Origin of the sequence: Mycobacterium sp. E2733 (assembly GCF_001667585.1) — a bacterium.
Classification (GTDB): Bacteria; Actinomycetota; Actinomycetes; order Mycobacteriales; family Mycobacteriaceae; genus Mycobacterium.
Genome location: NZ_LZJZ01000083.1, coordinates 23,979 through 48,819, shown reverse-complemented (window position 1 = coordinate 48,819; position 24,841 = coordinate 23,979). Strand labels below are relative to the sequence as shown.

At 68.6% G+C, this 24,841-nt stretch carries 22 protein-coding genes; 9 read left to right on the top strand and 13 right to left on the bottom strand.

The window, feature by feature from the left end; translation table 11 throughout:
• Positions 1–81: 81 nt before the first annotated feature.
• The 3 genes from A5678_RS13695 to A5678_RS13685 all read right to left on the bottom strand — a co-directional run bounded on the left by A5678_RS13695 (position 82) and on the right by A5678_RS13685 (position 4,860).
• Positions 82–4,296 carry an alpha-(1->3)-arabinofuranosyltransferase gene (locus A5678_RS13695; protein ID WP_068043142.1) on the bottom strand — a complete coding sequence of 1,405 codons (4,215 nt, stop codon included), beginning with the start codon at positions 4,294–4,296 and terminating at the stop codon, positions 82–84.
• 106 nt (positions 4,297–4,402) lie between these two features.
• Positions 4,403–4,576 carry a DUF2613 domain-containing protein gene (locus A5678_RS13690; protein ID WP_065443914.1) on the bottom strand — a complete coding sequence of 58 codons (174 nt, stop codon included), beginning with the start codon at positions 4,574–4,576 and terminating at the stop codon, positions 4,403–4,405.
• Positions 4,577–4,659: 83 nt separating this feature from the next.
• The gene (locus A5678_RS13685) at positions 4,660–4,860 is read right to left on the bottom strand and encodes a DUF2613 family protein (RefSeq protein WP_068043585.1); all 201 of its coding nucleotides are present in this window, start codon (positions 4,858–4,860) and stop codon (positions 4,660–4,662) included.
• Positions 4,861–4,995: 135 nt separating this feature from the next.
• Here A5678_RS13685 and A5678_RS13680 point away from each other — a divergent pair, with 135 nt between their 5' ends.
• From A5678_RS13680 to A5678_RS13670, 3 genes are all read left to right on the top strand, one after another.
• Positions 4,996–6,135, top strand: a complete 1,140-nt coding sequence (locus A5678_RS13680; RefSeq protein ID WP_068043140.1) for a glycoside hydrolase family 3 N-terminal domain-containing protein — start codon at positions 4,996–4,998, stop codon at positions 6,133–6,135.
• Positions 6,136–6,200: 65 nt separating this feature from the next.
• Positions 6,201–6,851, top strand: coding sequence for a TetR/AcrR family transcriptional regulator (locus tag A5678_RS13675; protein WP_068043138.1), 651 nt, complete (start codon positions 6,201–6,203; stop codon positions 6,849–6,851).
• A 16-nt stretch (positions 6,852–6,867) separates the two neighbouring features.
• On the top strand, positions 6,868–8,115 hold the full coding sequence (locus A5678_RS13670; protein ID WP_068043136.1) for a chloride channel protein: 1,248 nt from the start codon (positions 6,868–6,870) through the stop codon (positions 8,113–8,115).
• Here A5678_RS13670 and A5678_RS13665 read toward each other — a convergent pair.
• Both A5678_RS13665 and A5678_RS13660 read right to left on the bottom strand, forming a co-directional pair.
• Positions 8,112–8,954, bottom strand: a complete 843-nt coding sequence (locus A5678_RS13665) for a MaoC/PaaZ C-terminal domain-containing protein (protein ID WP_068043134.1) — start codon at positions 8,952–8,954, stop codon at positions 8,112–8,114. The genes A5678_RS13670 and A5678_RS13665 overlap by 4 nt on opposite strands.
• 19 nt (positions 8,955–8,973) lie before the next feature.
• Entirely contained in the window at positions 8,974–10,338 is a 1,365-nt protein-coding gene (locus A5678_RS13660) for a 3-oxoacyl-ACP reductase (RefSeq protein WP_068043133.1), read from the bottom strand.
• Positions 10,339–10,489: 151 nt separating this feature from the next.
• Here A5678_RS13660 and A5678_RS13655 point away from each other — a divergent pair, with 151 nt between their 5' ends.
• Positions 10,490–11,830: an acetyl-CoA C-acetyltransferase gene (locus A5678_RS13655; RefSeq protein ID WP_068043132.1), complete on the top strand. Its 1,341-nt coding sequence runs from the start codon at positions 10,490–10,492 to the stop codon at positions 11,828–11,830.
• A gap of 289 nt (positions 11,831–12,119) precedes the next feature.
• On the opposite strand, the gene A5678_RS13650 is transcribed toward A5678_RS13655, so the two are convergent.
• The gene (locus tag A5678_RS13650; protein ID WP_068043131.1) at positions 12,120–13,955 is read right to left on the bottom strand and encodes an acyl-CoA dehydrogenase; all 1,836 of its coding nucleotides are present in this window, start codon (positions 13,953–13,955) and stop codon (positions 12,120–12,122) included.
• Positions 13,956–14,156: 201 nt separating this feature from the next.
• On the opposite strand from A5678_RS13650, the gene A5678_RS13645 reads away from it, so the two are divergent.
• Positions 14,157–15,182 (top strand): isopenicillin N synthase family oxygenase, encoded by a 1,026-nt coding sequence (locus tag A5678_RS13645; protein ID WP_068043130.1) that lies wholly within the window; start codon positions 14,157–14,159, stop codon positions 15,180–15,182.
• Between the two features lie 6 nt (positions 15,183–15,188).
• Complete coding sequence (locus tag A5678_RS13640) at positions 15,189–15,677, top strand: flavin reductase family protein (protein ID WP_068043128.1); 489 nt, start codon at positions 15,189–15,191, stop codon at positions 15,675–15,677.
• A gap of 5 nt (positions 15,678–15,682) precedes the next feature.
• On the opposite strand, the gene A5678_RS27565 is transcribed toward A5678_RS13640, so the two are convergent.
• The 5 genes from A5678_RS27565 to A5678_RS13620 form a co-directional block, all read right to left on the bottom strand.
• Positions 15,683–15,838: a hypothetical protein gene (locus tag A5678_RS27565; RefSeq protein WP_197502149.1), complete on the bottom strand. Its 156-nt coding sequence runs from the start codon at positions 15,836–15,838 to the stop codon at positions 15,683–15,685.
• A gap of 74 nt (positions 15,839–15,912) precedes the next feature.
• Positions 15,913–16,659, bottom strand: a complete 747-nt coding sequence (locus tag A5678_RS13635) for a succinate dehydrogenase/fumarate reductase iron-sulfur subunit (RefSeq protein WP_068043127.1) — start codon at positions 16,657–16,659, stop codon at positions 15,913–15,915.
• Positions 16,659–18,575, bottom strand: a complete 1,917-nt coding sequence (locus A5678_RS13630; protein ID WP_068043126.1) for a fumarate reductase/succinate dehydrogenase flavoprotein subunit — start codon at positions 18,573–18,575, stop codon at positions 16,659–16,661. Before A5678_RS13630 ends, A5678_RS13635 begins: the two co-directional genes overlap by 1 nt.
• A gap of 40 nt (positions 18,576–18,615) precedes the next feature.
• Positions 18,616–19,443 carry a hypothetical protein gene (locus A5678_RS13625; protein WP_068043125.1) on the bottom strand — a complete coding sequence of 276 codons (828 nt, stop codon included), beginning with the start codon at positions 19,441–19,443 and terminating at the stop codon, positions 18,616–18,618.
• A gap of 78 nt (positions 19,444–19,521) precedes the next feature.
• Positions 19,522–19,818, bottom strand: coding sequence for a hypothetical protein (locus tag A5678_RS13620; protein WP_068043121.1), 297 nt, complete (start codon positions 19,816–19,818; stop codon positions 19,522–19,524).
• 114 nt (positions 19,819–19,932) lie between these two features.
• Here A5678_RS13620 and A5678_RS13615 point away from each other — a divergent pair, with 114 nt between their 5' ends.
• Positions 19,933–20,691 (top strand): isocitrate lyase/phosphoenolpyruvate mutase family protein, encoded by a 759-nt coding sequence (locus A5678_RS13615; protein ID WP_068043119.1) that lies wholly within the window; start codon positions 19,933–19,935, stop codon positions 20,689–20,691.
• 74 nt (positions 20,692–20,765) lie between these two features.
• Here the strand turns inward: A5678_RS13615 and A5678_RS13610 are convergent, their stop codons facing one another.
• Entirely contained in the window at positions 20,766–21,206 is a 441-nt protein-coding gene (locus tag A5678_RS13610) for an Hsp20/alpha crystallin family protein (protein WP_068043117.1), read from the bottom strand.
• 227 nt (positions 21,207–21,433) lie between these two features.
• On the opposite strand from A5678_RS13610, the gene nirB reads away from it, so the two are divergent.
• Positions 21,434–24,013: a nitrite reductase large subunit NirB gene (gene nirB, locus A5678_RS13605; protein WP_082945558.1), complete on the top strand. Its 2,580-nt coding sequence runs from the start codon at positions 21,434–21,436 to the stop codon at positions 24,011–24,013.
• Positions 24,010–24,366, top strand: coding sequence for a nitrite reductase small subunit NirD (nirD, locus tag A5678_RS13600; RefSeq protein ID WP_068043115.1), 357 nt, complete (start codon positions 24,010–24,012; stop codon positions 24,364–24,366). Before nirB ends, nirD begins: the two co-directional genes overlap by 4 nt.
• Here the strand turns inward: nirD and A5678_RS13595 are convergent.
• Positions 24,363–24,815 (bottom strand): hypothetical protein, encoded by a 453-nt coding sequence (locus A5678_RS13595; RefSeq protein ID WP_068043113.1) that lies wholly within the window; start codon positions 24,813–24,815, stop codon positions 24,363–24,365. The genes nirD and A5678_RS13595 overlap by 4 nt on opposite strands.
• Positions 24,816–24,841 lie beyond the last annotated feature (26 nt).

Genomic DNA, 24,841 nt, shown 5'->3' with positions numbered 1-24,841 from the left:
CAGTCAACCAGTCGGTAAACCGCCAGCCAATACCCTGGGGCGGCTATTCGTCGCGGGACCGGCGCGCCGTCACCACCGACGTCAATGGCGCGGTTCGCCCCCTCGCCGCTCCGCGGCTGGGGGTGCCCCCACCTCGGTCCGATCCTCGGACCGCATCGTCACCGCGCAAGCGGCAACCACCGCGAGCGAAATCAGCGCCAGCAGCTGAACATTCGCGGAATGACCCGCGTAGCCGTCGACCGACCGCCAGGGATGCCGTGACAACACCGCCCCGGCCAGGATGAGCCCGCCGGCGCTCAGGACAATCGCGGCACCGTCCAACCGGCGGCGGCGCAGCGCGTACCGCAAGCCCAGGCCGCCGCCGACCACGACCACCCCGACCACCCCGGCGATCACCGCCCCGCAGCCCAGCACCGCGATTCCCGCCCATGTCCCCGGCTGCCACGGTTGGGCGGGCGCGTCGTCGGACCGCCCGCCTCGGGTGCGCCACAGCGCGAGCATTGCCAGCAGCGGCAGCAAGGCCAGCCCCAGCCCCAGGCCCGCGCGGTAGGGCGCGTTGGACGGGAAGGTCAGCGTGATGGTGCCGGGGTCTCCGGGCGGCACCACCCAGCCCTGCTGCCAGCCGTTGACGGCGACCGGATTCAGCCGGGTCCCGTTGCCGGTGCGCGCCACCCAACCGGGGTTGATGCTCTCGGGGATCACCAGCACCCGCGACGTTGTCGACGGCTGAGCCTGCACCTCGCGACGGTCCGGACCCCACGCCCGCCACACGGGAACTCTGACGGGGCCGGGCGTGGCGGCGGCCACGTCCGGCGGCGACAGCTCAACGCCGTCGACGACGAACTGGGCGCCCGGGCTGACCAGCAGCTCCTGCTGACCCGCCGGCAGCGCGATCGGGTCGCGGTCGCACGCCCGTGCCGCAACGGGCTCGTCGTCGAGCAGTGCGCCGACGGTGGCGCGGATCGAGGTGTGCACGAACCGGCCCGCGACCGCGACCACCGGGCCGTGGTCGCAGTCGACGGTGATCTCGCGCGCGCGGTCACGAGCGGCGTTCGCGGGGGCGATCGGTTTGCCGTCGGCACCAAGCACCGCCAGCTCCGCCAGCCCGGGCGGCTTGAGCTGGTCGAAACCCAGCGCGTTGCGGTCGATGACGTCTTCCCAGTCCAGCAGGCTGACGGTGACGCTGTCGGTCACCCGGGGATGCAGCGGGAGGGTTTGCTGTTCGCCGCGCTTCAACGCACGCACCTGCGGGCCGTCGCCCAGGTTGACCGCCACCACCGTCGGATGGGCGGGTAACGCCGACCGGCTCGGCGTCAGCCGCAGCCCGGTGACTTCGCTGGGCCGCGGCAGGGTGAGCGTCAACGTTGGGGGCGCCTTGTGTTGCACCACCCGCTGCGATGCCGTCCACGCGGTGGCCGGATCGCCGTCGGTCGCCGCATACGCCGAGCCGAGGACGTCGACCAGATCGGAGTCGCCCCGCGCCCGGGTGGTGTTCGGCTCGGCGATCAGGTCGGCCAGCTTGGGTCCCTGCCGTGGCCGCACCCACACCAGCGGGGTCACCGACATCGGCGCCGGGACGGTCAGCGTCCGGCTGAGATTCACCGGCTCCTCGGGCGCCAGCGCCATGGACGGCGCGCAGCGCACGCCGTCCGGCGTCGACGCGCAGCCCGGCCTGCCGAGCAGTTCTGAACCCAGGTCCCAGCCCGCGACCGCCGAGCCGGGCGGCGGCCCGGGGACCCGCACGGTGTGCCGCAGGTCGAGCTGGTGGGCGAATCCGGACGCGTCGTACTGGGTGATCGACAGGTCGGTGATGCCGAATTGCACGCCGGGCGACCCGTCGTCGGTGCCCGCGGCGGTGATCCGCACCCACGGCGTCTCGCCGTAGGGCAATGCGGCGGCGAGTGGCTTGCCTGGCTCGTCGAACCGCAGCGTCGTGCTGCCGGTCGCGGTTTCGATCAGGATGCGGCGCACCTGCGCGCCGACGGCCGTCGCGCTGGGGGTCAGGGTGATCGCCGCGTTGGTCACCGGGTGGTCGAAATCGACCTGCAGCCACTGGCCGACGGCCGATTGCAGGGAGTTGGACACCCAGGCGGTCGCCGGATCCCCGTCGATGGCGGCGATGGGGGAGGTCGCCGGCGCGACGTCGGGCATCGCGGTGGAGTCCGACGACGAGCTCGACACGGTGATCCGCCCGCCGGTCCAGGCGCCGAGCACCGGGTCGGCCCCCGGGACGGGGTAGTCGGGCACTCGGTTGTAGGTATGCCGGGCGTCGCCCGCGGCCCGGATGGCCGACGAATGGTGGTCCACCCGCCCGTAATCGGTCTCGCGCGCCACGGGGGTGTCGGTGACGGTCGCCACCGGCACCGGCAAACCGGCGCCGCGCGCGTCGGCGGTCATCAGCACCGGGCCCAGCGGCGCCCCGCCTTGCAGCCGGCGCCGTTCGTCGAGGCGCAGCAGCACCTCCGGCCCGCCGGCCACCCGGGGCAACCGGTCGACGTCGGCGAAGTACGGCGCGCCCGGATCGCCGGCGACCCCCACCCGGTAAATCTCTATGGCCGGGTATCGCGGGCGCAGCCCGCTGTCGGCGACGAAGCCCGCCAGGTTGCCGGGCCCCACCGGATCGCCGAACTGCGCCACCTTCTGCAGGCCAGGCGACCCGTCGATGGCCCGGTGCACCAGGATGGGGCGCGCCGAGCGCGACGTGTCGGGGTCCAGATCGTTGCGCAGCACCACATACGAAATGCCTTGGCGGGCCAGGGTATCGGCGAGGCCGGCCGAGGGGCGCCCGGCGGCGAACAGGCGTTGCACCGAGTCCAGCGCCCGGATGGTTTGCGGCGGGGTCAACGGGATGGAGTCGCGCACGCCCCACGGGCTGCCGCCGAGCACCTGCAGCGGTTCGTCATGGCTGGTGCCCCACACCTGCGTGGCGAACGGTGCCCCCGGAGCCACCAGCACCCGGCCGGGGACCGGCGTCCCCGTATTGTGCCGGTCGAGCCAGTCGGCGGTCTCCTGCCAGTAGCGGGGGATCGCGCTGAAAGTTCCGGGCGGTGTCAGCCGGCCGGTCCAGGCCAGCGAGGTGCTCACCATCAGCGCCGTCAGCACCACGATCGCGACCGCCACCCGGCGGTCGCGTTCCGGGTGGGCGAACGCGTGCAGCCACGCCGAGACGGGCCCCCGACCGGGCAGCGGTATGCGGCCCAACACCTGTGCGATGCCCAGCGCGATCGGGATCCGAATCACCGACCCCAGCTTGTGCACGTTGCGCAGCGGCGCCCCGCCAGCGTCCAGGAATGCCTGCACGGCGTGCGCCACCGGCGAGCCCAGCCCACCGCTGTAACCGGCGGCCATCAGCACCACGCCGGCCAGCAGCATCGCCACCAACCGTCCACGCGCCGGCATTCGCGGACTGGCCAGCCCGGCCAGCCCGGCCGCCGCGACCAGGCAGGTGGCCAGGACGGCCGCCGAGCCGGTCACCAGCGGCGCGCCCGCGGTGGCGGTCGGCGCCACGTACGGGGTCCAGCTGTCGGTGCCGCGCAGTATCTCGGTCAGCGACGACCATTGCGTTGTCACACCGGAGGATTCGATGAAGTCCAGGAAGGGCGGGCTGATGGCGCGCAGCATCACCAGCGCCACCACCCACCACAGCGTCGCCAAAAACAGCGCCATGAGCCACCACCCGGTGTAGCGCCACCACAGCCGGTTCGGGCGGTGGCACGCCCACCAGATCACCGCGGGCAGGCAGCCGGCCAACGTGGCGATCGCGTTGACCGCGCCCATCAACGCGACGGCCAGACCGGCCCGCGCGGCGAGCGCTCGCACCGACCGGTTGGCGGAGCCCCGCAGGGCCATGATCGTGGGCAGCAACACCCACGGCGCCAACATCATCGGCAGGGTTTCCGACGAGATGGACCCCAGGGTGGTCAGCACCCGCGGCGACAGCGCGAACGCGGCGGCGCCGATCATCCGCGACGCAGGGCTGCCGATGCCCAGCGCCTCCGCGACGCGCAACAGGCCCCAGAAGCCGATGGTGAGCAGCAGCGCCCACCACAGCCGTTGGGCGATCCACCCGGGCACGGAGAGCAGATGGCCGATCGCGAAAAAGGTGCCGTGCGGGAACAGATAGCCGTAGGCCTGGTTCTGCGCCTGCCCGAATGGGAGTTCGCTGTTCCACAGGTTGGTGGCCCGTGCCAGGAAGCGCAGCGGGTTGGCGGTGAGGTCGAGTTTGGTGTCGGGGGAGACCCGCCCGGGGGACTGGCCGAACGTCAGCACGCAGGCGAGCGCACCGACCAGCCACAGCCATCGGCGCGAAACGGGCGCGGCCGGAAAGCCAGGGGCCGGCGGGCCGGCCGCCGCTACGGCCGCTGAGTCCGCAGGCGGCGACCCAGTGTGCCCGGCTTCGCCGCTAGCTACGGTTGCCGTACTCGACCCGGTTGAGCACTGACGACTGCGGATCGCCCCCGGGGAGTGGCGGTTTCGTGTCCTGCTGCACCATCAAGGTGATCCCGAAGATCGCTGCCGCGCCGAGCAACAGACCGACCACCACGCTCGCGGCGGCGGGCGCAATGATCCGGTTCATCAACGGCTCCTTAACAGCATCGGGAAAACGTAGTCGGCCTAGCGCCAACCTAGCAGAAGCGGGTCGGCGCCCCGGAGCGCTCGTCAGGGCAGACAGTGTCCGTGAAAGCACCGGTCGCCGTACTGGACCTGATGGGGCCCGAGCGGGCTGAGCGGAGCCGGATGGCCCCGCACCGGCGCCATCCCGTGGTCGGCAACGGACAGCGTCACGCCGACCGTCGTCGCGACACCCACCGACAGACCCACCGCGATGCTGGCCGCCGCGGCCAGAGTGAAACCGGTCAACGCTGGCATCTTGCCCCCTAGCCCCGCTGGCACCAGCCCAGGAGTGCCCCCGCAGCCGAAGAAGAAAACCCCCGACGAAAACCTCGTCGCTCCCCAGATCCGGAGGCCCGGATAGCGCCATGAAAGCATGGCCCGATGTCATTTTCGCGCACCTTGGCCGTGCTCGTCTCCGTGTCGGCGTTGCTGGCAGGCTGCGCCCACCACGCCGGCCGGCCACCCGGCCCGTCGACCTCGGCCGGCAAGCCGGCGGCCGCACCAGCGCCACCGGCGTGCGGCGACGTCACCGCGCTGCCGGTCCGCGACAAGCTGGCCCAGCTGCTGATGGTGGGTGTGAAGAACGCCGATGACGCCCGATCGGTGGTCAACGGCTACCACGTCGGCGGCATCTTCATCGGCAGCTGGACGGACCTGTCCATCTTCAAGGGCCCGCTGGCCGACATCGCGGCCAAGGCGGGACCGCTGCCGTTGGCGGTCAGCGTCGACGAGGAGGGCGGCCGGGTCTCCCGGTTGCGGTCGCTGATCGGCGCGGCACCGTCGCCCCGGGAGCTGGCCCAGACCCAGACCGCCGCCCAGGTCCACGACCTGGCGGCCGAGCGCGGCAAGAAGATGCGCGACCTCGGCATCACCATCGACTTCGCCCCCGTCGTCGACGTCACCGACGCCACCAGCGGCGTGATCGGGGACCGCTCGTTCGGGGGTGATCCCAACACGGTCATCGCCTACGCCGGGGCGTACGCCCAAGGCCTGCGGGACGCGGGACTGCTGCCGGTCCTCAAGCACTTCCCCGGACACGGGCACGGCTCGGGCGACTCGCACACCGGCGGCGTGGTGACGCCGCCGCTGAGTGACCTGCAGAACCTCGACCTGGTGCCGTACCGGACGCTCATCACCGCCGCCCCGGTCGCGGTGATGCTGGGCCACTTGCAGGTCCCCGGGTTGACCGGCGACGACCCCGCGAGCCTGAGCCCCGCGGCGGTGCAGCTGCTGCGCAACGGCGTCGGCTACGGCGCCCCGCCGTTCAACGGACCGGTGTTCACCGACGACCTGTCCAGCATGGGCGCGATCTCCGACCGGTACGGCGTCGCCGAGGCGGTCCTGCGCGCTCTGCGGGCCGGCACCGACGTCGCGCTCTGGGTCACCACCGACGAGGTGCCCGCGGTCTTGGACCGGCTGCAGAAGGCGGTGGCGGCAGGCGAGTTGCCCGCGCAGCGGGTCGACGACGCGCTGGGGCGGGTGGCGACGATGAAGGGCCGCAGCCCCGCCTGCGGCCACTAAAGCGTGTGCGGGACCCGGCGCGTTGCTTACTCTAGAGTCAGATAGACGGGCTAGAGAGGCAATCGATGGCGGGTGGTACCAAGCGGTTACCGCGTGCTGTCCGCGAGCAGCAAATGCTCGACGCCGCGGTGCAGATGTTCTCGGTCAACGGCTACCACGAGACCTCGATGGATGCCATCGCCGCCCAGGCGCAGATCTCCAAGCCGATGCTGTACCTGTACTACGGCTCCAAGGAGGATCTGTTCGGCGCCTGCCTGAACCGGGAGATGGGCCGGTTCATCGACGCGGTCCGCGCCGACATCGACTTCACGCAGAGCCCGAAAGACCTGCTGCGCAACACGATCGTGGCGTTCATGCGCTACATCGACGCCAACCGGGCGTCGTGGATCGTGATGTACACCCAGGCCACCAGCTCGCAGGCGTTCGCGCACATGGTGCGCGAGGGGCGCGAACAGATCATCGAGCTGGTCGCCGGGCTGGTGCGGGCCGGCAGTCGCACGCCGCGGACCGAGCGCGAGAACGAGATGATGGCCGTGGCGCTGGTGGGGGCGGGCGAGGCGATGGCCAACCAGCTCAGCACCGGCGATATCGACGCCGATGAAGCGGCCGCGCTGATGATCAACCTGTTCTGGCACGGGCTGCGGGGCGCGCCGGAGGAGCGTGGGGCCGCCGCGGGGCGGCGCGAGAAGGGCGGCCCCAGCGCAGCCCGGCGCTAGCCCCTACATTCATCATGTGGCTCGACCGCCCGCCCGCAATGTCGACTTCTTCTGTGCTGTAGTCATCGTCGGATTGTTGGCCGGGGTCGCCGGATTGACGACGACGTTCGTGCTGCGCTTCGTCGAGCACGTGACCTATCACTACACCTTTGGCGCGCTGCTGGTCGGCGTCGCGGGTAGCAGTCCGGTGCGCCGCGTGGTGGGCCCGATGGTCGGCGCTGCCTTGGCGGCAGTCGGGTGGTGGATCTTGCGGAGCAGGTCGCGCGTGCCGCCCATGGCAGAGACCATCGCGCGTCGCGAGCGGATACCGCGGCTTTCCTGGAGCATCGACGCGCTGCTGCAGGTGCTGCTCGTCGGGGCCGGCGCATCCCTCGGCCGAGAGGGGGCCCCGCGTCAATTCGCCGCCTCGCTAAGCGATTTCGGGACGGCCTGGCTCAAGCGGCTATCGCCCCGCGATCGTGAGGTGTTATTGGCCTGCGCGGCCGGCGCCGGGCTTGGCGCCGTGTACGCCGTCCCGCTGGCCGGTGCGCTGTTCTCGGTGCGGATCATGCTCAACACCTGGCAGCCGCGGGCGGTCGGCGCGGCGTTCATTTCCTCCAGCCTCGCGGTCGCGGTCGGTTCGGCCATCACGCGCGACGAACCCAACCTGCAATGGCCGCTCGGGGAGTCGACGTACCTGCTGACCGCGCACGGGCTGTTGCTGGCACCCGTGAGCCTCGCGGTGGGACTGGCCTTCAACCGGTTGATGGCGGCGGCGCGGCCGGCCAAGCAGATGCGGACCTGGGTGCTGATTCCCGCGCTCGCCGGCGCCGGGCTGGTGATGGGCATCTGTTCGCATTGGTGGCCCGAATTGCCCGGCAACGGCCGCAGCATCCTGACGGTCAGCTTGGCCAGCGGCATGACGCTGTTGTCGGCGCTCGCGATCCTGGCCTTGAAACCATTGCTGACCGCGTTGTTTTTGCGTGCCGGCGGGGCCGGCGGCATGCTGACTCCCTCGCTGGCCACCGGCGCGGCCGCCGGGGCCGCGCCGGTGCTGGCGATCAACTGGGCGGTCGGGACCCACCTGCACGTGCCGGCGGTGTCGCTGGCGGGCGCCGCCGGCGTGCTCGCGGTGACGCAGGGCTCACCGATCTGGGCGGCCATCTTCGTCTGGGAACTCGCCCGGCCGCCGCTGTGGCTGTTTCTGCTCTTCCTGCTGACCGCGACCAGCGCCCACGGGCTGAAAGTCATTGCCAAGGGCCGCGGCCCGGCGCACTCGGACTAGAGCGTTCGGACCGTGCCGGTCAGATACGGGTAATTCTTGGCGACGTTGCGCAGCGAGATGTCCCAGCCGTCATGGCCTTCGTCGATGTAGAGCCCGGCGGTGCCGGGCAGCACTAGCGGCTTGCCGAACCGCACCGAATACTTCACCGCGTCCGGCAGCCGCGCTTCAATGTTGGCCAATACCGCCGCGGCGCTGAACATTCCGTGCGCGATGACGGTGGGGAAGCCGAACAGCTTGGCCGCGATCGGGTTGGTGTGGATCGGATTGTGATCGCCGCTGACCGCGGCGTAGCGCCGGATCAGGCCGGGGCTGACGCGCACGACGGTGCTGGGAGGGGGCAGCTTGGGTTGCTTCTGCGGCGGTGGCTTCGGCTCGTCGGACAGGCTGGTGCGTTGCTGATGCAGGAAGGTCGTCACCTGATGCCATGCGATGTCGTTGCCGACGCTCACGTCGGTCACCAAGTCGACGAGCAAACCTTTGCGGTGCTCACGCAGGTTTTCCGCATGCACATGCACGCCGACGGTGTCGGTGACCGCGATCGGCCGGTGCTGCGTGATGTGGTTCTCCATGTGCACCGAACCCATTGCGGCGAAAGGAAAGTCGAATCCGGTCACCAGCGACATCATCGTGGGGAACGTCAGCGCGAACGGATAGGTGAGCGGCACGTTGTTGCCGTAGCGCAGGCCGGTGACCGCGGCGTACTCGGCCACGTTCGCCTGGTCGATGGGCAATTCCTCGATCGACACCGTGCGCGTGGGCAGCTGGTTGCCGCGGGACACCAGCGGCAGTGCCCCGGCCGCCGCGCGCAGCATGTTCTTCAGGCCGCTTGGCTGGTTCATTGCGTTCTCCTCATCGCAGCTATGCGCCCAGCATGGCCTGGCCGCAGACGCGGATAACGTTGCCCGTCACCGCGTTTGACGCCGGGCTGGCGAAGTAGGCGATGGTCTCTGCAACATCGACGGGTTGGCCGCCCTGCAGCAGCGAGTTCATCCGGCGACCCACCTCGCGGGTGGCCAGCGGAATGGCTGCCGTCATCTGGGTTTCGATGAATCCCGGTGCGACGGCGTTGATCGTGATGCCCTTGCCGTACAGCTCCGGAGCCAGCGCCTGGGTGAGGCCGATCATCCCGGCCTTGGTGGTGGCGTAGTTGGTCTGCCCACGGTTGCCCGCGATGCCGGCCATCGAGGACAGCCCGATCACCCGGCCTCCCTCGCCGATGCTGCCGTTGCCCACCAGTCCCTCGGTAAGCCGAAGCGGGGCAAGGAGATTGACGGCCAGCACCGCGTCCCACCGGGCGTCGTCCATGTTGGCCAGCAACTTGTCGCGGGTGATGCCGGCGTTGTTGACCAGCACATCGGCGTGCCCGCCGTGGTGCTCGCGCAGGTGCTCGGTGATCTTGTCGACGGCGTCCTCGGCGGTGACGTCGAGCCACAACGCGGTGCCCCCGACCCGGCTCGCCGTCTCGGCCAGCGTCTCGGCGGCCGACTCGACGTCGATCGCGACGACGCGGGCTCCGTCGCGGGCGAACACCTCCGCGATGGTCGCGCCGATCCCGCGGGCCGCGCCCGTCACGATCGCGACCTTGCCGTCCAGCGGCCGCTCCCAGTCGGCCGGCGGTGTGGAGTCGGCCTCGCCGATGTAGAACACCTGGCCGTCGACGTAGGCCGACTTGGCCGACAGGATGAACCGCATGGTCGATTCCAGGCCCGTGGCAGCGGGTTTGGCGTCGGGCGACACGTAGACCAGCGCCGCCGTGGTGCCGTTGCGCAGCTCCTTGCCCAGCGAGCGGGTGAACCCCTCCAGCGCGCGCTGCGCGATCCGCTCGTGCGGGCTGGCGGCGGCGTCGGGCGTGGTCCCGACCACCACGACGCGGGCCGAATGGCCCAGATTGCGCAGCAGCGGCGTGAAGAACTCGTACAGCCCCCTGAGCCCCTCCGGCGTCGTGATGCCGGTGGCGTCGAACACCAGTCCGCCGAACTGGTCGGCCCAGCGGCCACCCAGGTTGTTGCCCACCAGGTCGTAGTCCTTGGCCAGCGCGGCACGCAGCGGCTCGACCACTCGCCCCTCACCGCCGATCAGCAGGGACCCGGCCAGGGGCGGATCGCCGGGCCGGTAGCGGCGCAGTGTCTCGGGTTGCGGGACACCGAGCTGCTTGGCGAGGAACGATCCAGGACCAGAGTTGACAATCTGAGAGAACAGATCGGACGAGACCTTGGGAGCCACCGGAGCTACCTTCCATGTGCTTTCTAAGTTGGGCTGTGCCTACAGCACAACCGTATCGAGGACGAACTTACTTCAGAGTAAGAACAGTGGGTAGTATGGCCCCAGACGGGCGATCCCAAAACCAATAGACCGCAGATACACGGAGAAGACAGTGGCCCCTGCAAGTTCTGAGGCAAGCAACCAGCGCAGTTCGCAGCGGCGACGTGTCGCCGTGCTGGGCGGCAATCGCATCCCGTTCGCCCGGTCCGACGGCGCCTACGCCGAGGCGTCCAACCAGGACATGCTCACTGCCGCGCTGGGTGGGCTGGTCGACCGCTTCGGCCTGGCCGGCGAGCGACTGGGCGCGGTGATCGGCGGAGCCGTGCTCAAGCACAGCCGGGACTTCAACCTGACGCGCGAATGCGTGCTGGGCTCCGAGCTGTCGTCGTACACGCCGGCGTTCGACCTGCAACAGGCGTGCGGCACCGGCCTGCAGGCGGCCATCGCTGCGGCCGACGGCATCGCGTCCGGGCGCTACGAGGTCGCCGCCGCCGGTGGGGTGGACACCACCTCCGACCCGCCGATCGCCCTGGGCGTTAACCTGCGCCGGACCCTGCTCAAGCTGCGCCGGTCCAAGTCCAATGTTCAGCGGCTGAGGCTGGTGGGCACGCTGCCCGCGACCCTGGGGATCGAGATCCCGGTAAACAGCGAGCCCCGCACCGGGCTGTCGATGGGTGAGCACCAGGCGATCACCGCCAAGGAAATGGGCATCAAACGCGTCGACCAGGACGAGCTGGCCGCCGCAAGCCACCGCAACATGGCCGCCGCCTACGACCGGGGTTTCTTCGACGACCTGGTCACCCCCTTCCTCGGGCTGTACCGCGACGACAACCTGCGCCCTGACTCGTCGGCGGAGAAGCTGGCGAAGCTCAAGCCGGTGTTCGGCGTGAAGTCCGGCGACGCGACAATGACGGCCGGCAACTCGACCCCGCTGACCGACGGGGCTTCCGTCGCGCTGCTGGCCAGTGAGGAGTGGGCGGCCGCCCATTCGCTGACGCCGCTGGCCTTCCTGGTAGACGCGGAGACCGCGGCGGTGGACTACGTCAACGGCCGCGACGGCTTGCTGATGGCGCCCACCTACGCTGTGCCGCGGCTGCTGGCCCGGAACGGCCTGAGCTTGCAGGACTTCGACTTCTACGAGATCCACGAGGCCTTCGCCTCGGTGGTGCTGGCGCACCTGCAGGCGTTTGAGTCCGAGGACTACTGCAAGGAGCGGCTGGGCCTCGACGCCGCGCTGGGATCGATCGACCGGTCCAAGCTCAACGTCAACGGCTCGTCCCTGGCCGCAGGACACCCGTTTGCCGCCACCGGTGGGCGGATCCTTGCCCAGGCGGCCAAGCAGCTCGCCCAGAAGAGGGCCGAGCGGAAGGGTGGCGCCGGCAAGCCGCTGCGGGCCCTCGTTTCCATCTGCGCCGCCGGTGGCCAGGGGGTGGCCGCCATCCTGGAGGCCTGACCGACCGTTGACTCGGGCCTGCCCACCGTGGCGGTTCATGAAATGGGTCACAGCCGGTTAGTAAATCGGGGGGAGGGGTATCCGAATGCCCGGATGACCCCGTGTTGTGGTCTGACCCCCCGACCCCGACGGCAATACGGGGCATCCCTGAAACGGCCGCCGGTCAGCGCGGACGGGCGTGCGAAAAGGGCCGCCGCTGGAGTGAGGGGATCCAGCGGCGGCCTTTTTGTACCGGGCGTTACAAAAACCCCGCTCCCATGCGGAAGCGGGGTTTTTGTTCTTGTGCCTGTCAGAAGGCGGCTTCGTCGAGCTCCATGATGTCGTTGTCCAGCGTCTCGATCACCTCACGGGTGCTGGCGAGCAGGGGCAGGAAGTTCTTCGCGAAGAACGACGCCACCGCGACCTTGCCCTCGTAGAAGGACCGCTCGTCGCCGCTGGCGCCGGCGTCCAGCGCCTGCACGGCCACCGCGGCCTGCTGCTGCAGCAACCAGCCGATGACCAGGTCGCCGACGCTCATCAGGAAGCGCACCGATCCCAGGCCGACCTTGTAGAGGCTGGTCACGTCCTCCTGCGCCGCCATCAGGTAGCCGGTCAGCGTGGCCGCCATCGCCTGGACGTCGGCCAGGGCCTTCGCCAGCAGTTCCCGCTCGGACTTCAGCCGGCCGTTGCCGGACTCGCTGTCCACGAACTTCTGGATCTCGCCCGACACGTGGGCCAGCGCCACACCCTTGTCGCGGATGATCTTCCGGAAGAAGAAGTCCTGCGCCTGGATGGCCGTGGTGCCCTCGTAAAGGGAGTCGATCTTGGCGTCCCGGATGTACTGCTCGATCGGGTAGTCCTGCAGGAAGCCGGACCCACCGAAGGTCTGCAGGCTCTCGGTGAGCTTGGCGTAGGCCTGCTCGGAACCGACACCCTTGACCACCGGCAACATCAGGTCGTTGACCTTGACGGCCAGTTCGGCGTCCACACCGTGCACCGCCTCGGCAACCGCCGCGTCCTGGTAGGTCGCGGTGTACAGGTACAGCGCACGCAGACCCTCGGCGTAGGCCTTCTGGGTCATCAGCGACCGGCGCACGTCGGGGTGGTGCGTGATGGTCACCCGCGGAGCGGTCTTGTCGGTCATCTGCGTCATGTCGGCGCCCTGCACGCGGGACTTGGCATACTCCAGCGCGTTCAGGTAGCCGGTCGACAGGGTGGCGATCGCCTTGGTGCCCACCATCATGCGGGCCTGCTCGATGACCTCGAACATCTGCGCGATGCCGTTGTGCACCTCGCCGACCAGCCAGCCCTTGGCGGGCACGTCGTGCTGGCCGAAGGACAGCTCACAAGTGGCCGAAACCTTCAGGCCCATCTTGTGCTCGACGTTGGTCACGAAGACGCCGTTGCGCTCGCCCAGCTCGCCCGTCTCGAAGTCGAACAGGAACTTGGGCACGAAGAACAGCGACAGGCCCTTGGTGCCCGGACCCGCGCCCTCGGGGCGGGCCAGCACCAGGTGGAAGATGTTCTCGAACAGGTCGCCAGAGTCGGCCGAGGTGATGAATCGCTTCACGCCCTCGATGTGCCAGGAGCCGTCGTCCTGCTTGATGGCCTTGGTCCGTCCGGCGCCCACGTCCGAACCGGCGTCCGGCTCGGTGAGCACCATGGTTGAGCCCCAACCGCGCTCGGCGCAGATCACGGCCCACTTCTTCTGCTCCTCGGTACCGAGGTGGTAGAGGATGTTGGCGAAGCCGGCGCCGCCGCCGTACATCCACACGGCCGGGTTGGCACCCAGCAGGTGCTCGTGCAGCGCCCACACCAGCGCGCGGGGCATCGGCATGCCGCCGAGGACCTCGTCGATGCCGACCTTGTCCCAACCGGCCTCGGTGACCGCGCGGACCGACTTCTTGAACGACTCCGGCAGCGTCACCGAGTGGGTCTTGGGGTCGAAGACCGGCGGATTGCGGTCACCCTCGACGAACGACTCGGCGATGGGCCCCTCGGCCAGCCGGCTGATCTCTGACAACATTTCGCGGGCCGTGTCGACGTCCAGATCGCTGTAGTCGCCGGCGCCCAAAGCCTTGTCAACGCCCAGCACCTCGAACAGGTTGAACACCTGGTCACGGACGTTGCTCTTATAGTGGCTCACTACGGTTCCTCCTCGTTGAGAATGCCACTCGTGGTTGGGTACTAGGTCTAAGTTACCCACCAGTAACACCGTTAAAATATCGCTCCGAGTCAGTTCAACGCAAGTCAATGTGAGCTAGATTTCATCGTCTAATTAACCAACCGGTTGGGATGCTGCCGCGGTGCCTCTGACCTGCGGCGATAACGAAACGGATCGCAAACTATGGGATGCATCACCACCCTGCCCGTAGTGGATCTGCGCACGTCGGCGCCCCAATTGCGGCGGGGTTTGCGCGAGGCCGCGCACGAGGTGGGTTTCTTCTACCTGACCGGCCACGGCGTGCCAGACGGGCTTTCCAGCCGGGTGCTGGCGGCGGCCCGCCGGCTGTTCGAGCTACCGCAGGCCGAGAAGGACGCGGTCGCCATGGTGCGCAGTCCGCATTTCCGCGGTTATACGCGGATGGGCGGCGAGCTGACCCGCGGCCAGGTGGACTGGCGGGAGCAGATCGACATCGGACCGGAACTCGCCCCGGTCGGGGGGCCCGGCAAGCCCGACTATCTGTGGCTGCAGGGCCCCAACCAGTGGCCGGCCGCGCTGCCCGAACTGCCCGGGATCGTCGCCGAGTGGGCCACCGCGCTGTCCGCGGTGGCCCGCACCCTGCTTCGGCACTGGGCGGCGTCCCTGGGCAGCCCGCCGGACGTCTTCGAACCCGCCTTCGCCGAGACGCCCGCCACCCTGATCAAGATCGTGCGTTACCCGCGGAGCGCGGCCTCGCCGCAGGGTGTCGGCCCGCACAAAGACTCCGGCGTGCTCACGCTGCTGTTGGTCGAGCCGGGGAGCCGCGGCCTGCAGGTGCGCCGGTCCGGCACTCAGGAGTGGATCGACGTGCCAGCCGTCGACGGCGCCTTCGTCGTCAACATCGGCGAGCTGCTGGAGGTGGCGACGGGAGGGTACCTGCGCGCCACCGAGCACCGGGTGAACCTGGAGGGTCAGCCCGCGGACCGGATCTCGGTGCCGTACTTCTTCAACCCGCGGCTGGACGCGCGGATCCCCGTGCTGACACTGCCCCCTGACCTGCGGGCGCGCACCGGCCGGGTGACCGACCGCGCGGATCCGATCTTCCACGTCTACGGCCGCAATGCCTGGAAGAGTAGGTTGCGCGCACACCCCGATGTGGCTTCGGCGCACGGATATTCGGCAGGTAGGGTCGGGACCGAGAATCCCGTTCTCGGCTCAAGGGGCGAATGAATTCCGGTGAACTCGAACAAGAACCTGACACCGTCCACGCTGCGTGAGGCCTTCGGCCACTTCCCCTCGGGGGTGGTCGCCATCGCCGCCGAAGTCCAGGGAACCCGGGAAGGCCTGGCGGCCAGCACCTTTGTCCCCGTCTCCCTGGATCCGCCGCTCGTGTCGTTCTGCGTGCAGAACACGTCGACGACGTGGCCCAAGCTCAAAGACCTGCCCATGCTGGGCATCAGCGTGCTCGGCGAGGCCCACGACGAGGCCGCCCGCGCCCTGGCCGCCAAGACCGGGGACAGGTTCGCCGGGCTGGAGACGGAGTCCAGGGAGAGCGGTGCGGTGTTCATCAAGGGCACCGGCCTCTGGCTGGAGAGCGCTATCGAACAGCTCATCCCGGCCGGGGACCACACCATCGTGGTGCTGCGGGTCAACGAGGTGACGGTGGACTCAGAGGTCGCACCGATCGTGTTTCACCGCAGCGTGTTCCGGCGCCTTGGCGTCTGACGCGATTATGGGCGGCGGCTGAGTTCCGCCCGGAAGCCCGCTATCCGCTGCTCGATCTCGGCGGCGTCGTCGGGGCGGCCTTCCTTGCGCGCAAGATCGGCGCGCGCGGACAACTCCCGGATAGCCGTTCGAATTTCGTTGATGCTGGTGGTGTCTCGCATATCTCCCACGCTGCCTTTCGGAGTTTGGGTTGATTATGCGAGTACCCGGCGCGCCGGGTGGGCTAACGCCTGGGTCAGCGCCGGAACAGCTTGTTGCCCAGCCACACCACGGGGTCGTAGCGGCGACCGGCGACCCGCTCTTTCATCGGGATGATGGCGTTGTCGGTGATCTTGATGTTTTCCGGGCAGACCTCGGTGCAGCACTTGGTGATGTTGCAATATCCCAGGCCCGCCTCGTCCTGCGCCAGATCCCGCCGGTCCGCGGTGTCGAGCGGATGCATCTCCAGTTCGGCGAGCCGGATGAAAAGACGGGGCCCGGAGAACGCCTTCTTGTTTTCCTCGTGATCGCGGATCACGTGGCAGACGTTCTGACACAGGAAGCACTCGATGCACTTGCGGAACTCCTGCGAGCGCTCGACATCGGCCTGCGCCATCCGGTACTCGCCCGGCTGCAGGTCTTTGGGCGGCGCGAAGGCGGGCATCTCGCGCGCCTTCTCGTAGTTGAAGGAGACGTCGGTGACCAGATCGCGGATCACCGGGAACGTCCGCAGCGGCGTGACGGTCACCACCTCGTCCTCGGCGAACGTGGACATCCGCGTCATGCACATCAGCCGCGGGACCCCGTTGATCTCCGCCGAGCAGGAGCCGCACTTGCCCGCCTTACAGTTCCACCGCACGGCGAGGTCCGGCGTCTGGGTCTGCTGCAGACGATGGATGATGTCGAGCACCACCTCGCCCTCGTTGACTTCCACCGTGAAATCCTGCAGCGCGCCGCTGGCATCGTCACCGCGCCACACACGCATGGTCGCGTCGTAGGTCATCAGCCTCTCCGTCCTGGATGCTCGGCCAGCTCGTCGTCGGTGTAGTACTTCTCCAGCTCGGAGATCTCGAAGAGCTCCAGCAGATCGGGTCGCATCGGCACCTGGTCCTTGCGGGTGATGCTGATGTCCGGAATGACCTCGTCGCCGCCGGCGGCCCGGCAGACCAGCAGCACATTGCGCCACCCCGAATCCATCGACGGGTGGTCGTCGCGGGTGTGTCCGCCGCGGCTTTCGGTGCGTTCCAGAGCGGCCCTGGCGACGCACTCGCTGACCAGCAGCATGCTGCGCAGATCGATGGCCAGGTTCCAGCCCGGGTTGTACTCGCGACCGCCCTCCACGCGAATGTTCTTGAACCGCTCGCGCAGCCTGTCGAGCCGTCCGAGCGCCTCGGCGATCTCGTCGGCCTTGCGGATGATGCCGACCAGGTCGTTCATCGACTGCTGCAGCTCGAGCTGCAGCGCGTAGGGGTTCTCCGCCGGGGCGCCGTTGGTCGGCCCCTCGAAGGGGGCCAGCGCCCTCTTCGAGGCGGTCTCGACGGCCTCCGCCGAGATCGTCGGGCGGCTGCTCAGCGCCCGCACGTAGTCGGCCGCGCCCAGGCCGGCCCGGCGGCCGAACACCAGCAGATCCGAAAGCGAGTTGCCGCCCAGCCGGTTGGAGCCGTGCATGCCGCCGGAGCACTCGCCCGCGGCGAACAGGCCCGGGACCGTCGCCGCCCCGGTGTCGGCGTCCACCTCGACGCCGCCCATCACGTAGTGACAGGTGGGACCGACTTCCATCGGCTCCTTGGTGATGTCGACCCCGGCCAGCTCCTTGAACTGGTGGTACATCGACGGCAGGCGTCGCTTGATCTCCTCGGGCGTCAACCTCGACGCGATGTCGAGGAACACGCCGCCGTGTGGGCTGCCCCGGCCGGCCTTGACCTCCGAATTGATCGCGCGCGCGACCTCATCGCGGGGCAGCAGGTCGGGGGTGCGGCGGGCCGAGTCGTTGTCCTTGAGCCACTGGTCGGCCTCTTGTTCGGTCTCCGCGTACTGACCCTTGAAGACCGGCGGGATGTAGTCGAACATGAACCGCTTGTCGTCGGAGTTCTTCAGGACACCGCCGTCGCCGCGGACACCCTCGGTGACGAGGATCCCCTTCACGCTGGGCGGCCACACCATGCCGGTCGGGTGGAACTGGACAAACTCCATGTTGATCAGCGACGCGCCCGCCCGCAGCGCGAGCGCGTGCCCGTCGCCGGTGTACTCCCAGGAGTTCGAGGTGACCTTGAACGACTTGCCGATGCCGCCGGTGGCGAGCACCACCGCGGGCGCCTCGAAGAGGACGAACTGGCCCGTCTCGCGCCAGTAGCCGAACGCCCCGGCGATCGCGTCCCCGTCCTTGAGCAACTCGGTGATGGTGCACTCGGCGAACACCTTGATCCGCGCGTCGTAATCGCCGAGTTCGGCGTGATCTTCCTGCTGCAGCGAGACGATCTTCTGCTGCAACGTACGGATCAACTCCAGGCCGGTGCGGTCGCCGACGTGCGCCAGTCGCGGGTAGGTGTGCCCGCCGAAGTTGCGCTGGCTGATCTTGCCGTCCTTCGTGCGATCGAACAGCGCGCCGTACGTCTCCAGCTCCCAGACCCGGTCCGGCGCCTCCTTGGCGTGCAACTCGGCCATCCGCCAGTTGTTCAGGAACTTCCCGCCGCGCATGGTGTCGCCGAAGTGGGTCTTCCAGTTGTCCTTCGGGTTGGCATTACCCATCGAGGCCGCGGCGCCGCCCTCGGCCATCACCGTGTGGGCCTTGCCGAACAGGGACTTGCACACCACCGCGACCTTGAGGCCACGTTCCCGCGCCTCGATGACCGCCCGCAGTCCCGCGCCGCCGGCACCGATGACGACTACGTCGTAGGCATGCCGCTCGACCTCAACCATGAAAACCCTCGCTAAATTCTGGTTATCCTCAAATGGCCTGTCAGCCAACAAATCTCAAATCGGGGATGGCGCCACCGGCCACCAGCGCGATGTAGAAATCGGTGAGCATCAGGGTCCCCAGCGTTATCCACGCATACTGCTTGTGCCGGGTGTTGATGTGGCTGACCTGGGTCCAGATCCAGTACCGCACAGGGTGCTTGGAGAAGTGCTTGAGCCGCCCGCCGGTCACGTGCCGGCACGAGTGGCAGGACAGGGTGTAAATCCACAGCATGACGACGTTGCCCACCATGATCAGGTTGCCCAGGCCGAAGCCGAAGCCATGCGGGCCGGAGTCGGAGTGGAAACCGATGATCGCGTCGTAAGTGTTGATCACCGAGATGATGCCGGCGATATAGAAGAAGTACCGGTGGCTGTTCTGGATGATCAGCGGGAGCCTGGTCTCGCCGGTGTAGTGGACGCGGGGCTCGGCCACCGCGCAGGAGACGGGCGACTGCCAGACCGTGCGGTAGTAGGCGCCGCGGTAGTAATAACAGGTCAGCCGGAACAGCAACAGGAACGGCAACGTCAGCGCCGCGTACGGCAGCCACCACACGTCCGGCAGGATCTGCGGCCAGAAGTCGCCGGCCTCACCGCACGCCTTGCTCACGCACGGCGAGTAGAACGGCGTCAGGTAGTGGTACTTCGGGACGAAGAAGTAATCCTGTTGAAACGCGCGCGCCGTCGCGTAGATGAGGAACGCGGCGAAACCCAGGTCGATCCGCAGCGGCGACATCCACCACCGGTCGGTGCGTAGGGTCCGTTGCGAGATCTGGGCGCGTGTGGGTGAAAAGACACCGGACGCAGGACGGTTCGCCGTGGGTGCGCTCATCTAGTGTTCCTCTTCGAACGGGCTGTTGGTCGAAGGGTACACAGAGAGCACCCCCTCATTTCCGGGGGGCTTGGGTTGTCAGGACCTGCTGTGACCCCCGACACCCTCGTCGTCGACATCGCGCCAGAATTCGCTGTCGTACTGGGTGTCGGGAATGACGATCTTCTCGCTTGACTGCTGCACGGTGGCGCGCGTCAGGTCCAACTCGGACACGTCGGTGTCGAGCAGTTCGACGTCCGACAGGATCCGGTCGGCGTCGATGACGATGCGCCGCATCGCCGGGTTGTCACCGTAGCGACTCTTCAGGGAGCCCACGCACCGCCGCAGGCCGCCGATGAGGTCGTGCAGTTCGGCGAGTTCGGTAGTCGTGCTCAACGGATCTCCTTGCGCGGGCGGTGTTACGGATCACAGTACGCCCCCGATACTATCCACGGCACAGCCTGACGTCAGGCGACTTGCGTCCCCGCAAAACACGGAGCAAACACGCCCATGCCAGGTCAGACCGCCGCCGAACGTGCCACCACGCTGCTCGACCTGCACCGACCGGGTGACCCCGTTGTCCTGCCGACCGTGTGGGACGCCTGGTCGGCCCGGCTCGCCACCGACGCCGGGTTCGCCGCGCTCACCGTCGGCAGCCATCCGCTGGCCGACTCGATCGGCAAAGCCGACGGTGAGGGCATGTCTTTCGACGACGTGCTGGCCCGGGTCGCCCAGATCACGGCCGCGGTCGACGTTCCGGTGTCGGTGGACATCGAATCCGGCTACGGGTTGGCGGCCGAGCGCGTGATCGAGGGCCTGCTGAGCGTGGGGGCCGTCGGGCTGAACATCGAAGACACCGTGCACTCGGACGGAAAGCGGCTGCGGTCCGCCGGTGAGCACGCCGAGTTGGTGGGCGCGCTGCGGGCGGCCGGCGATGCGGCCGGGGTGCACGTCGTGATCAACGCCCGCACCGATCTGTTTCTGCGTAAGGACGGGGACGATGCGGACCGGGTCGAGCGGGCCGTGGCGCGGCTGACCGAGGCCGCGGCGGCCGGCGCCGACGTGCTCTACCCGGTGGGCCGCCACGACCCGGAGGCGTTGCGCCGCTTGGCCGCAGAGCTGCCGTTACCGGTCAACGCGATCGCGCTGCCCGATCAGGACGACCCGGCGTCGTTCGGGCCGCTGGGCGTCGCCCGCATCAGCTTCGGCCCCTTCTTCCAGGCCGCGCTGGCGGCCCGGGGCAAGGAGCTGCTTGCGCGCTGGGGCTGACCCGACGTGGAAACGCTTGCGCGGCAAACGAATCCTGCGGAGCCGGTGGCCCCGCAGGATTCGTTGTTCACCTCTTATTTGGTGATTTCGATGCGCTGCGCCTGGTTTCCCGCATAGGCGCCGGTGACCCGCACGGTCAGCAGGCCGGCGTCGTACGAGGCCGTGATGGCGTCGCCGGTGACATGGGCCGGCAGCTGGAACGACCGGCGGAAGGATCCGTAGCGGACCTCGCGCAGGGTGCGCCCCTCTTTTTCTTCGGCGTGCTCGTCGCGGCGTTCGCCGTGGATCACGAGCCGGCCGCGGTCGACCTCTACGTTGACGTCCTTCTCGACGTCAACGCCGGGGAGCTCCACCCGTACGATCGCGTCGTCGCCGTCCTTGACGATCTCGCACGCCGGATTGAAACCGCTGGTCAGCGGCTTGTACCAGTCGGAGGCGGCGGCGGGGCCGAAGAAGTCGCGCAACCACCGGTCGGTGTCCCAGGCCGGTCGCGACCACAAGGCGAGGTTACTCATGGGGATCTCCTTGTACTTCCTTGAGCTTTGTTGTGGATTTGCTGTGTCCGGCGCCCTTCCGGCCGGCTATAAGGAAAAACATGAGTCGACCACGCTTAAGTTCCACCTAGGCGTTCGCCCTGGGCGAACGAATATTCACAGGGCTCCCTGTGAGTTGTGAGATCCTCGTCATAGGACCGTCACATTGGGCGAAATCGCGGTAATTTCTGGCCGCTAGCCTCAAAGCCATGGCTGCAGACGGGATTTCGCGCGCTCAGTGTGCGGGCGGTCACATCGTCGTAGTCGGGCACGGCATGGTGGGGCACCGCCTCGTCGAGGCGCTCCGGGCGCGTGACACCGAGGGACTTTGGCGCATCACGGTTTTCGCCGAGGAGGCTGAAGCGGCTTACGACCGCGTCGGCCTGACCTCCTACACCGAGAGCTGGGATCGCAAGCTGCTGGCACTGCCGGGCAACGACTACGCGGGTGACGAACGCGTCCGATTGGTGTTGAACACCCGCGTCACCGAGATCGACCGGGAAACGAAGTCGGTTGTTACGGCCGACGGGCAACGGCACGGCTACGACACGTTGGTGTTGGCCACCGGGTCCTACGCGTTCGTTCCGCCGGTGCCCGGCCACGACCTGGCGGCGTGCCACGTGTACCGCACGCTCGACGACCTCGACGCCATCCGGGCCGACGCGCGGCGCACGGTGGAAGCCGGCCGCGCTCCGGCAGGTGTCGTTATCGGCGGTGGACTGCTGGGCCTCGAGGCCGCTAATGCCCTGCGCCAGTTCGGGTTACAGACCCACGTGGTCGAGATGATGCCGCGCCTGATGGCCCAGCAGATCGACGAGGGCGGCGGCGCCCTGCTGGCCAAGATGGTCGGCGACTTGGGCATCGCGGTGCATGTCGGCACGGGCACGGAGTCGATCGAATCGATCGATCATGGCGACGGTGTGTCGTCGGTGCGGGTGCGCCTGACCGACGGCGAGGTCATCGACGCCGGGCTGGTCATCTTCGCGGCCGGCATCAGGCCGCGTGACGAGCTGGCCAGGGCCGCGGGTCTGGAACTCGCCGAGCGCGGTGGTGTGCTGACCGACTTGGCGTGCCGCACAAGCGATCCGGACATCTACGCGGTCGGTGAGGTCGCCGCGATCGGTGGCCGGTGCTACGGCCTGGTGGGGCCGGGGTACACCTCCGCCGAGGTGGTGGCCGACCGCCTGCTGGACGGCGCCGCGGAATTCGGCGAAGCGGACCTGTCGACCAAGCTCAAGCTGCTCGGGGTCGACGTGGCCAGCTTCGGCGATGCGATGGGTCGCACCGAGAACTGCCTCGAGGTCGCCATCAACGACGCGGTCAAGAAGACCTACGCCAAGCTGGTGCTGTCCGACGACGCGAAGACCCTGCTCGGCGGCGTCCTGGTGGGTGATGCCTCGTCGTATGGGGTGCTGCGCCCCATGGTCGGCAGCGAGCTGCCGGGGGATCCGCTCGCACTGATCGCGCCCGCCTCGGGCGAGGCTCCGGCGTTGGGAGTCGGCGCGCTGCCGGATTCCGCGCAGATCTGCTCGTGCAACAACGTCAGCAAGGGCGATTTGAAGTGCGCCATCGCCGACGGCTGCGCCGACGTGCCCTCGCTCAAGTCGTGCACCGCGGCCGGCACGTCCTGCGGCTCGTGCGTGCCACTGCTCAAGCAGCTGCTGGAAGCCGAGGGCGTCGAACAGTCCAAGGCGCTGTGCGAGCACTTCAGCCAGTCGCGGGCGGAGCTCTTCGAGATCATCTCGGCCACCGAGATCCGGACCTTCTCCGGGCTGCTGGAGCGCTTCGGCCGCGGAAAGGGTTGCGACATCTGCAAACCCGTGGTCGCCTCCATCCTGGCCTCCACCGGCTCGGACCACATCCTCGAAGGCGAACAAGCCTCGCTGCAGGATTCCAACGACCACTTCCTGGCCAACATCCAGAAGAACGGCAGCTACTCGGTGGTGCCGCGGGTGCCCGGCGGTGACATCAAGCCCGAGCACCTGATCCTGATCGGCCAGATCGCGCAGGACTTCGGGCTGTACACCAAGATCACCGGCGGCCAGCGGATCGACATGTTCGGCGCCCGGGTGGACCAGCTGCCGGAGATCTGGCGACGGCTGGTCGAGGGCGGGATGGAATCCGGCCACGCCTACGGCAAGGCGCTGCGCACCGTGAAGAGCTGCGTCGGCACCGACTGGTGCCGCTACGGCCAGCAGGATTCGGTGCAGCTGGCCATCGACCTGGAGCTGCGCTACCGGGGGCTGCGGGCTCCCCACAAGATCAAGATGGGCGTCTCGGGTTGCGCGCGGGAGTGCGCCGAAGCGCGCTCCAAGGACGTCGGCGTCATCGCCACCGAAAAGGGCTGGAACCTCTACGTCGGTGGCAACGGCGGCATGACGCCCAAGCACGCCCAGCTGTTGGCCGGCGACCTGGACACCGAGACGCTGGTCCGCTACGTCGACCGGTTCGTCATGTACTACATCCGGACCGCCGACCGGCTGCAGCGCACGGCGCCCTGGGTGGACTCGCTCGAAGGCGGTCTCGACCACGTGCGCGAGGTCGTGTGCGAGGACTCGCTGGGCCTGGCCGAAGAATTCGAGGCCGCAATGGAGCGGCATGTGCAGAACTACAAGTGTGAATGGAAGGGCGTGCTCGACGACCCGGACAAGATGTCGCGGTTTGTCTCGTTCGTCAACGCCCCGGACGCCGTCGACTCGACGGTCGAATTCACCGAGCACGCCGGGCGCAAAATCCCGGTGTCCATTGGCATGCCGAAGATCCGTACGGGAGCTGGAGAGGAATCATGACACTTCTCAACGACATTCAGGTGTGGACGACGGCCTGCGAGTACCACCGCCTCATCCCGGGCCGGGGGGTCGGCGTGCTGCTCGACGACGGTTCCCAGGCGGCGTTGTTCCGGCTGGACGACGGCTCGGTCTACGCGGTGGGCAACGTCGACCCGTTCTCAGGCGCGGCGGTGCTCTCGCGCGGGATCGTGGGGGACCGCGGGGGTCGGGTGACGGTTCAGTCGCCGATCCTCAAGCAGGCCTTCTCGCTGGAAGACGGTGAATGCTTGGACGATCCGAACTTCTCGGTGCCGGTGTACCCGGCCCGTGTGACCGCCGACGGCTTCGTCCAGGTCGGCCGGATCGCCGCCTAGCGCGTGATGTCGCCGACGAGGTAGCGCTGCATCGTCGGGCCGATGGCGTCGACGATCGCGTCGACCGACATCGAGTGCAGCGGCTCGGAGCGAATGCCGTAGCGCATGATGCCCAGGCCCACCAGTTGCGAGGCGCACAGCGAGGCGCGGGTGGCGGCCTTGTCGGCTCCCAGCATCCTCAGTAGCGGGCCGAAAACCGGGCCGACGAACATGCTTTGCACGGTTTCGGCGGTCTTGGCCATCCCGGTGGAAGCTATCGCGCTCGCGGCGAAGGGTCCGCCGCCGGCGGCATCCCACGTGGTGATCAGCATGCGCAGCGTCTGACGGCCCACCTGGTTGACCCCGCCGGTGACGATCCGGTCGATGAATTCCGGTGTGCCGAACGGCAACCGCAGCACCTTGGCGACCGGGTCAAGAAGCCCGCGCGACGGCTCTTCGCGACGGGGCATGCTGCCAGGATCGCCCCTGTCGGACC

What these genes read in the sequence shown, in the direction of transcription:
- A5678_RS13595 (WP_068043113.1), bottom strand. Translation starts at nt 24,815, where the DNA reads ATGCCCCGTCGCGAAGAGCCGTCGCGCGGGCTTCTTGACCCGGTCGCC.
- A5678_RS13625 (WP_068043125.1), bottom strand. Translation starts at nt 19,443, where the DNA reads ATGAGCGCACCCACGGCGAACCGTCCTGCGTCCGGTGTCTTTTCACCC.
- A5678_RS13610 (WP_068043117.1), bottom strand. Translation starts at nt 21,206, where the DNA reads ATGAGTAACCTCGCCTTGTGGTCGCGACCGGCCTGGGACACCGACCGG.
- A5678_RS13645 (WP_068043130.1), top strand. Translation starts at nt 14,157, where the DNA reads ATGGGATGCATCACCACCCTGCCCGTAGTGGATCTGCGCACGTCGGCG.
- nirB (WP_082945558.1), top strand. Translation starts at nt 21,434, where the DNA reads ATGGCTGCAGACGGGATTTCGCGCGCTCAGTGTGCGGGCGGTCACATC.
- A5678_RS13635 (WP_068043127.1), bottom strand. Translation starts at nt 16,659, where the DNA reads ATGACCTACGACGCGACCATGCGTGTGTGGCGCGGTGACGATGCCAGC.
- A5678_RS13630 (WP_068043126.1), bottom strand. Translation starts at nt 18,575, where the DNA reads ATGGTTGAGGTCGAGCGGCATGCCTACGACGTAGTCGTCATCGGTGCC.
- A5678_RS13690 (WP_065443914.1), bottom strand. Translation starts at nt 4,576, where the DNA reads ATGAACCGGATCATTGCGCCCGCCGCCGCGAGCGTGGTGGTCGGTCTG.
- nirD (WP_068043115.1), top strand. Translation starts at nt 24,010, where the DNA reads ATGACACTTCTCAACGACATTCAGGTGTGGACGACGGCCTGCGAGTAC.
- A5678_RS13680 (WP_068043140.1), top strand. Translation starts at nt 4,996, where the DNA reads ATGTCATTTTCGCGCACCTTGGCCGTGCTCGTCTCCGTGTCGGCGTTG.
- A5678_RS27565 (WP_197502149.1), bottom strand. Translation starts at nt 15,838, where the DNA reads ATGCGAGACACCACCAGCATCAACGAAATTCGAACGGCTATCCGGGAG.
- A5678_RS13615 (WP_068043119.1), top strand. Translation starts at nt 19,933, where the DNA reads ATGCCAGGTCAGACCGCCGCCGAACGTGCCACCACGCTGCTCGACCTG.
- A5678_RS13675 (WP_068043138.1), top strand. Translation starts at nt 6,201, where the DNA reads ATGGCGGGTGGTACCAAGCGGTTACCGCGTGCTGTCCGCGAGCAGCAA.
- A5678_RS13665 (WP_068043134.1), bottom strand. Translation starts at nt 8,954, where the DNA reads ATGAACCAGCCAAGCGGCCTGAAGAACATGCTGCGCGCGGCGGCCGGG.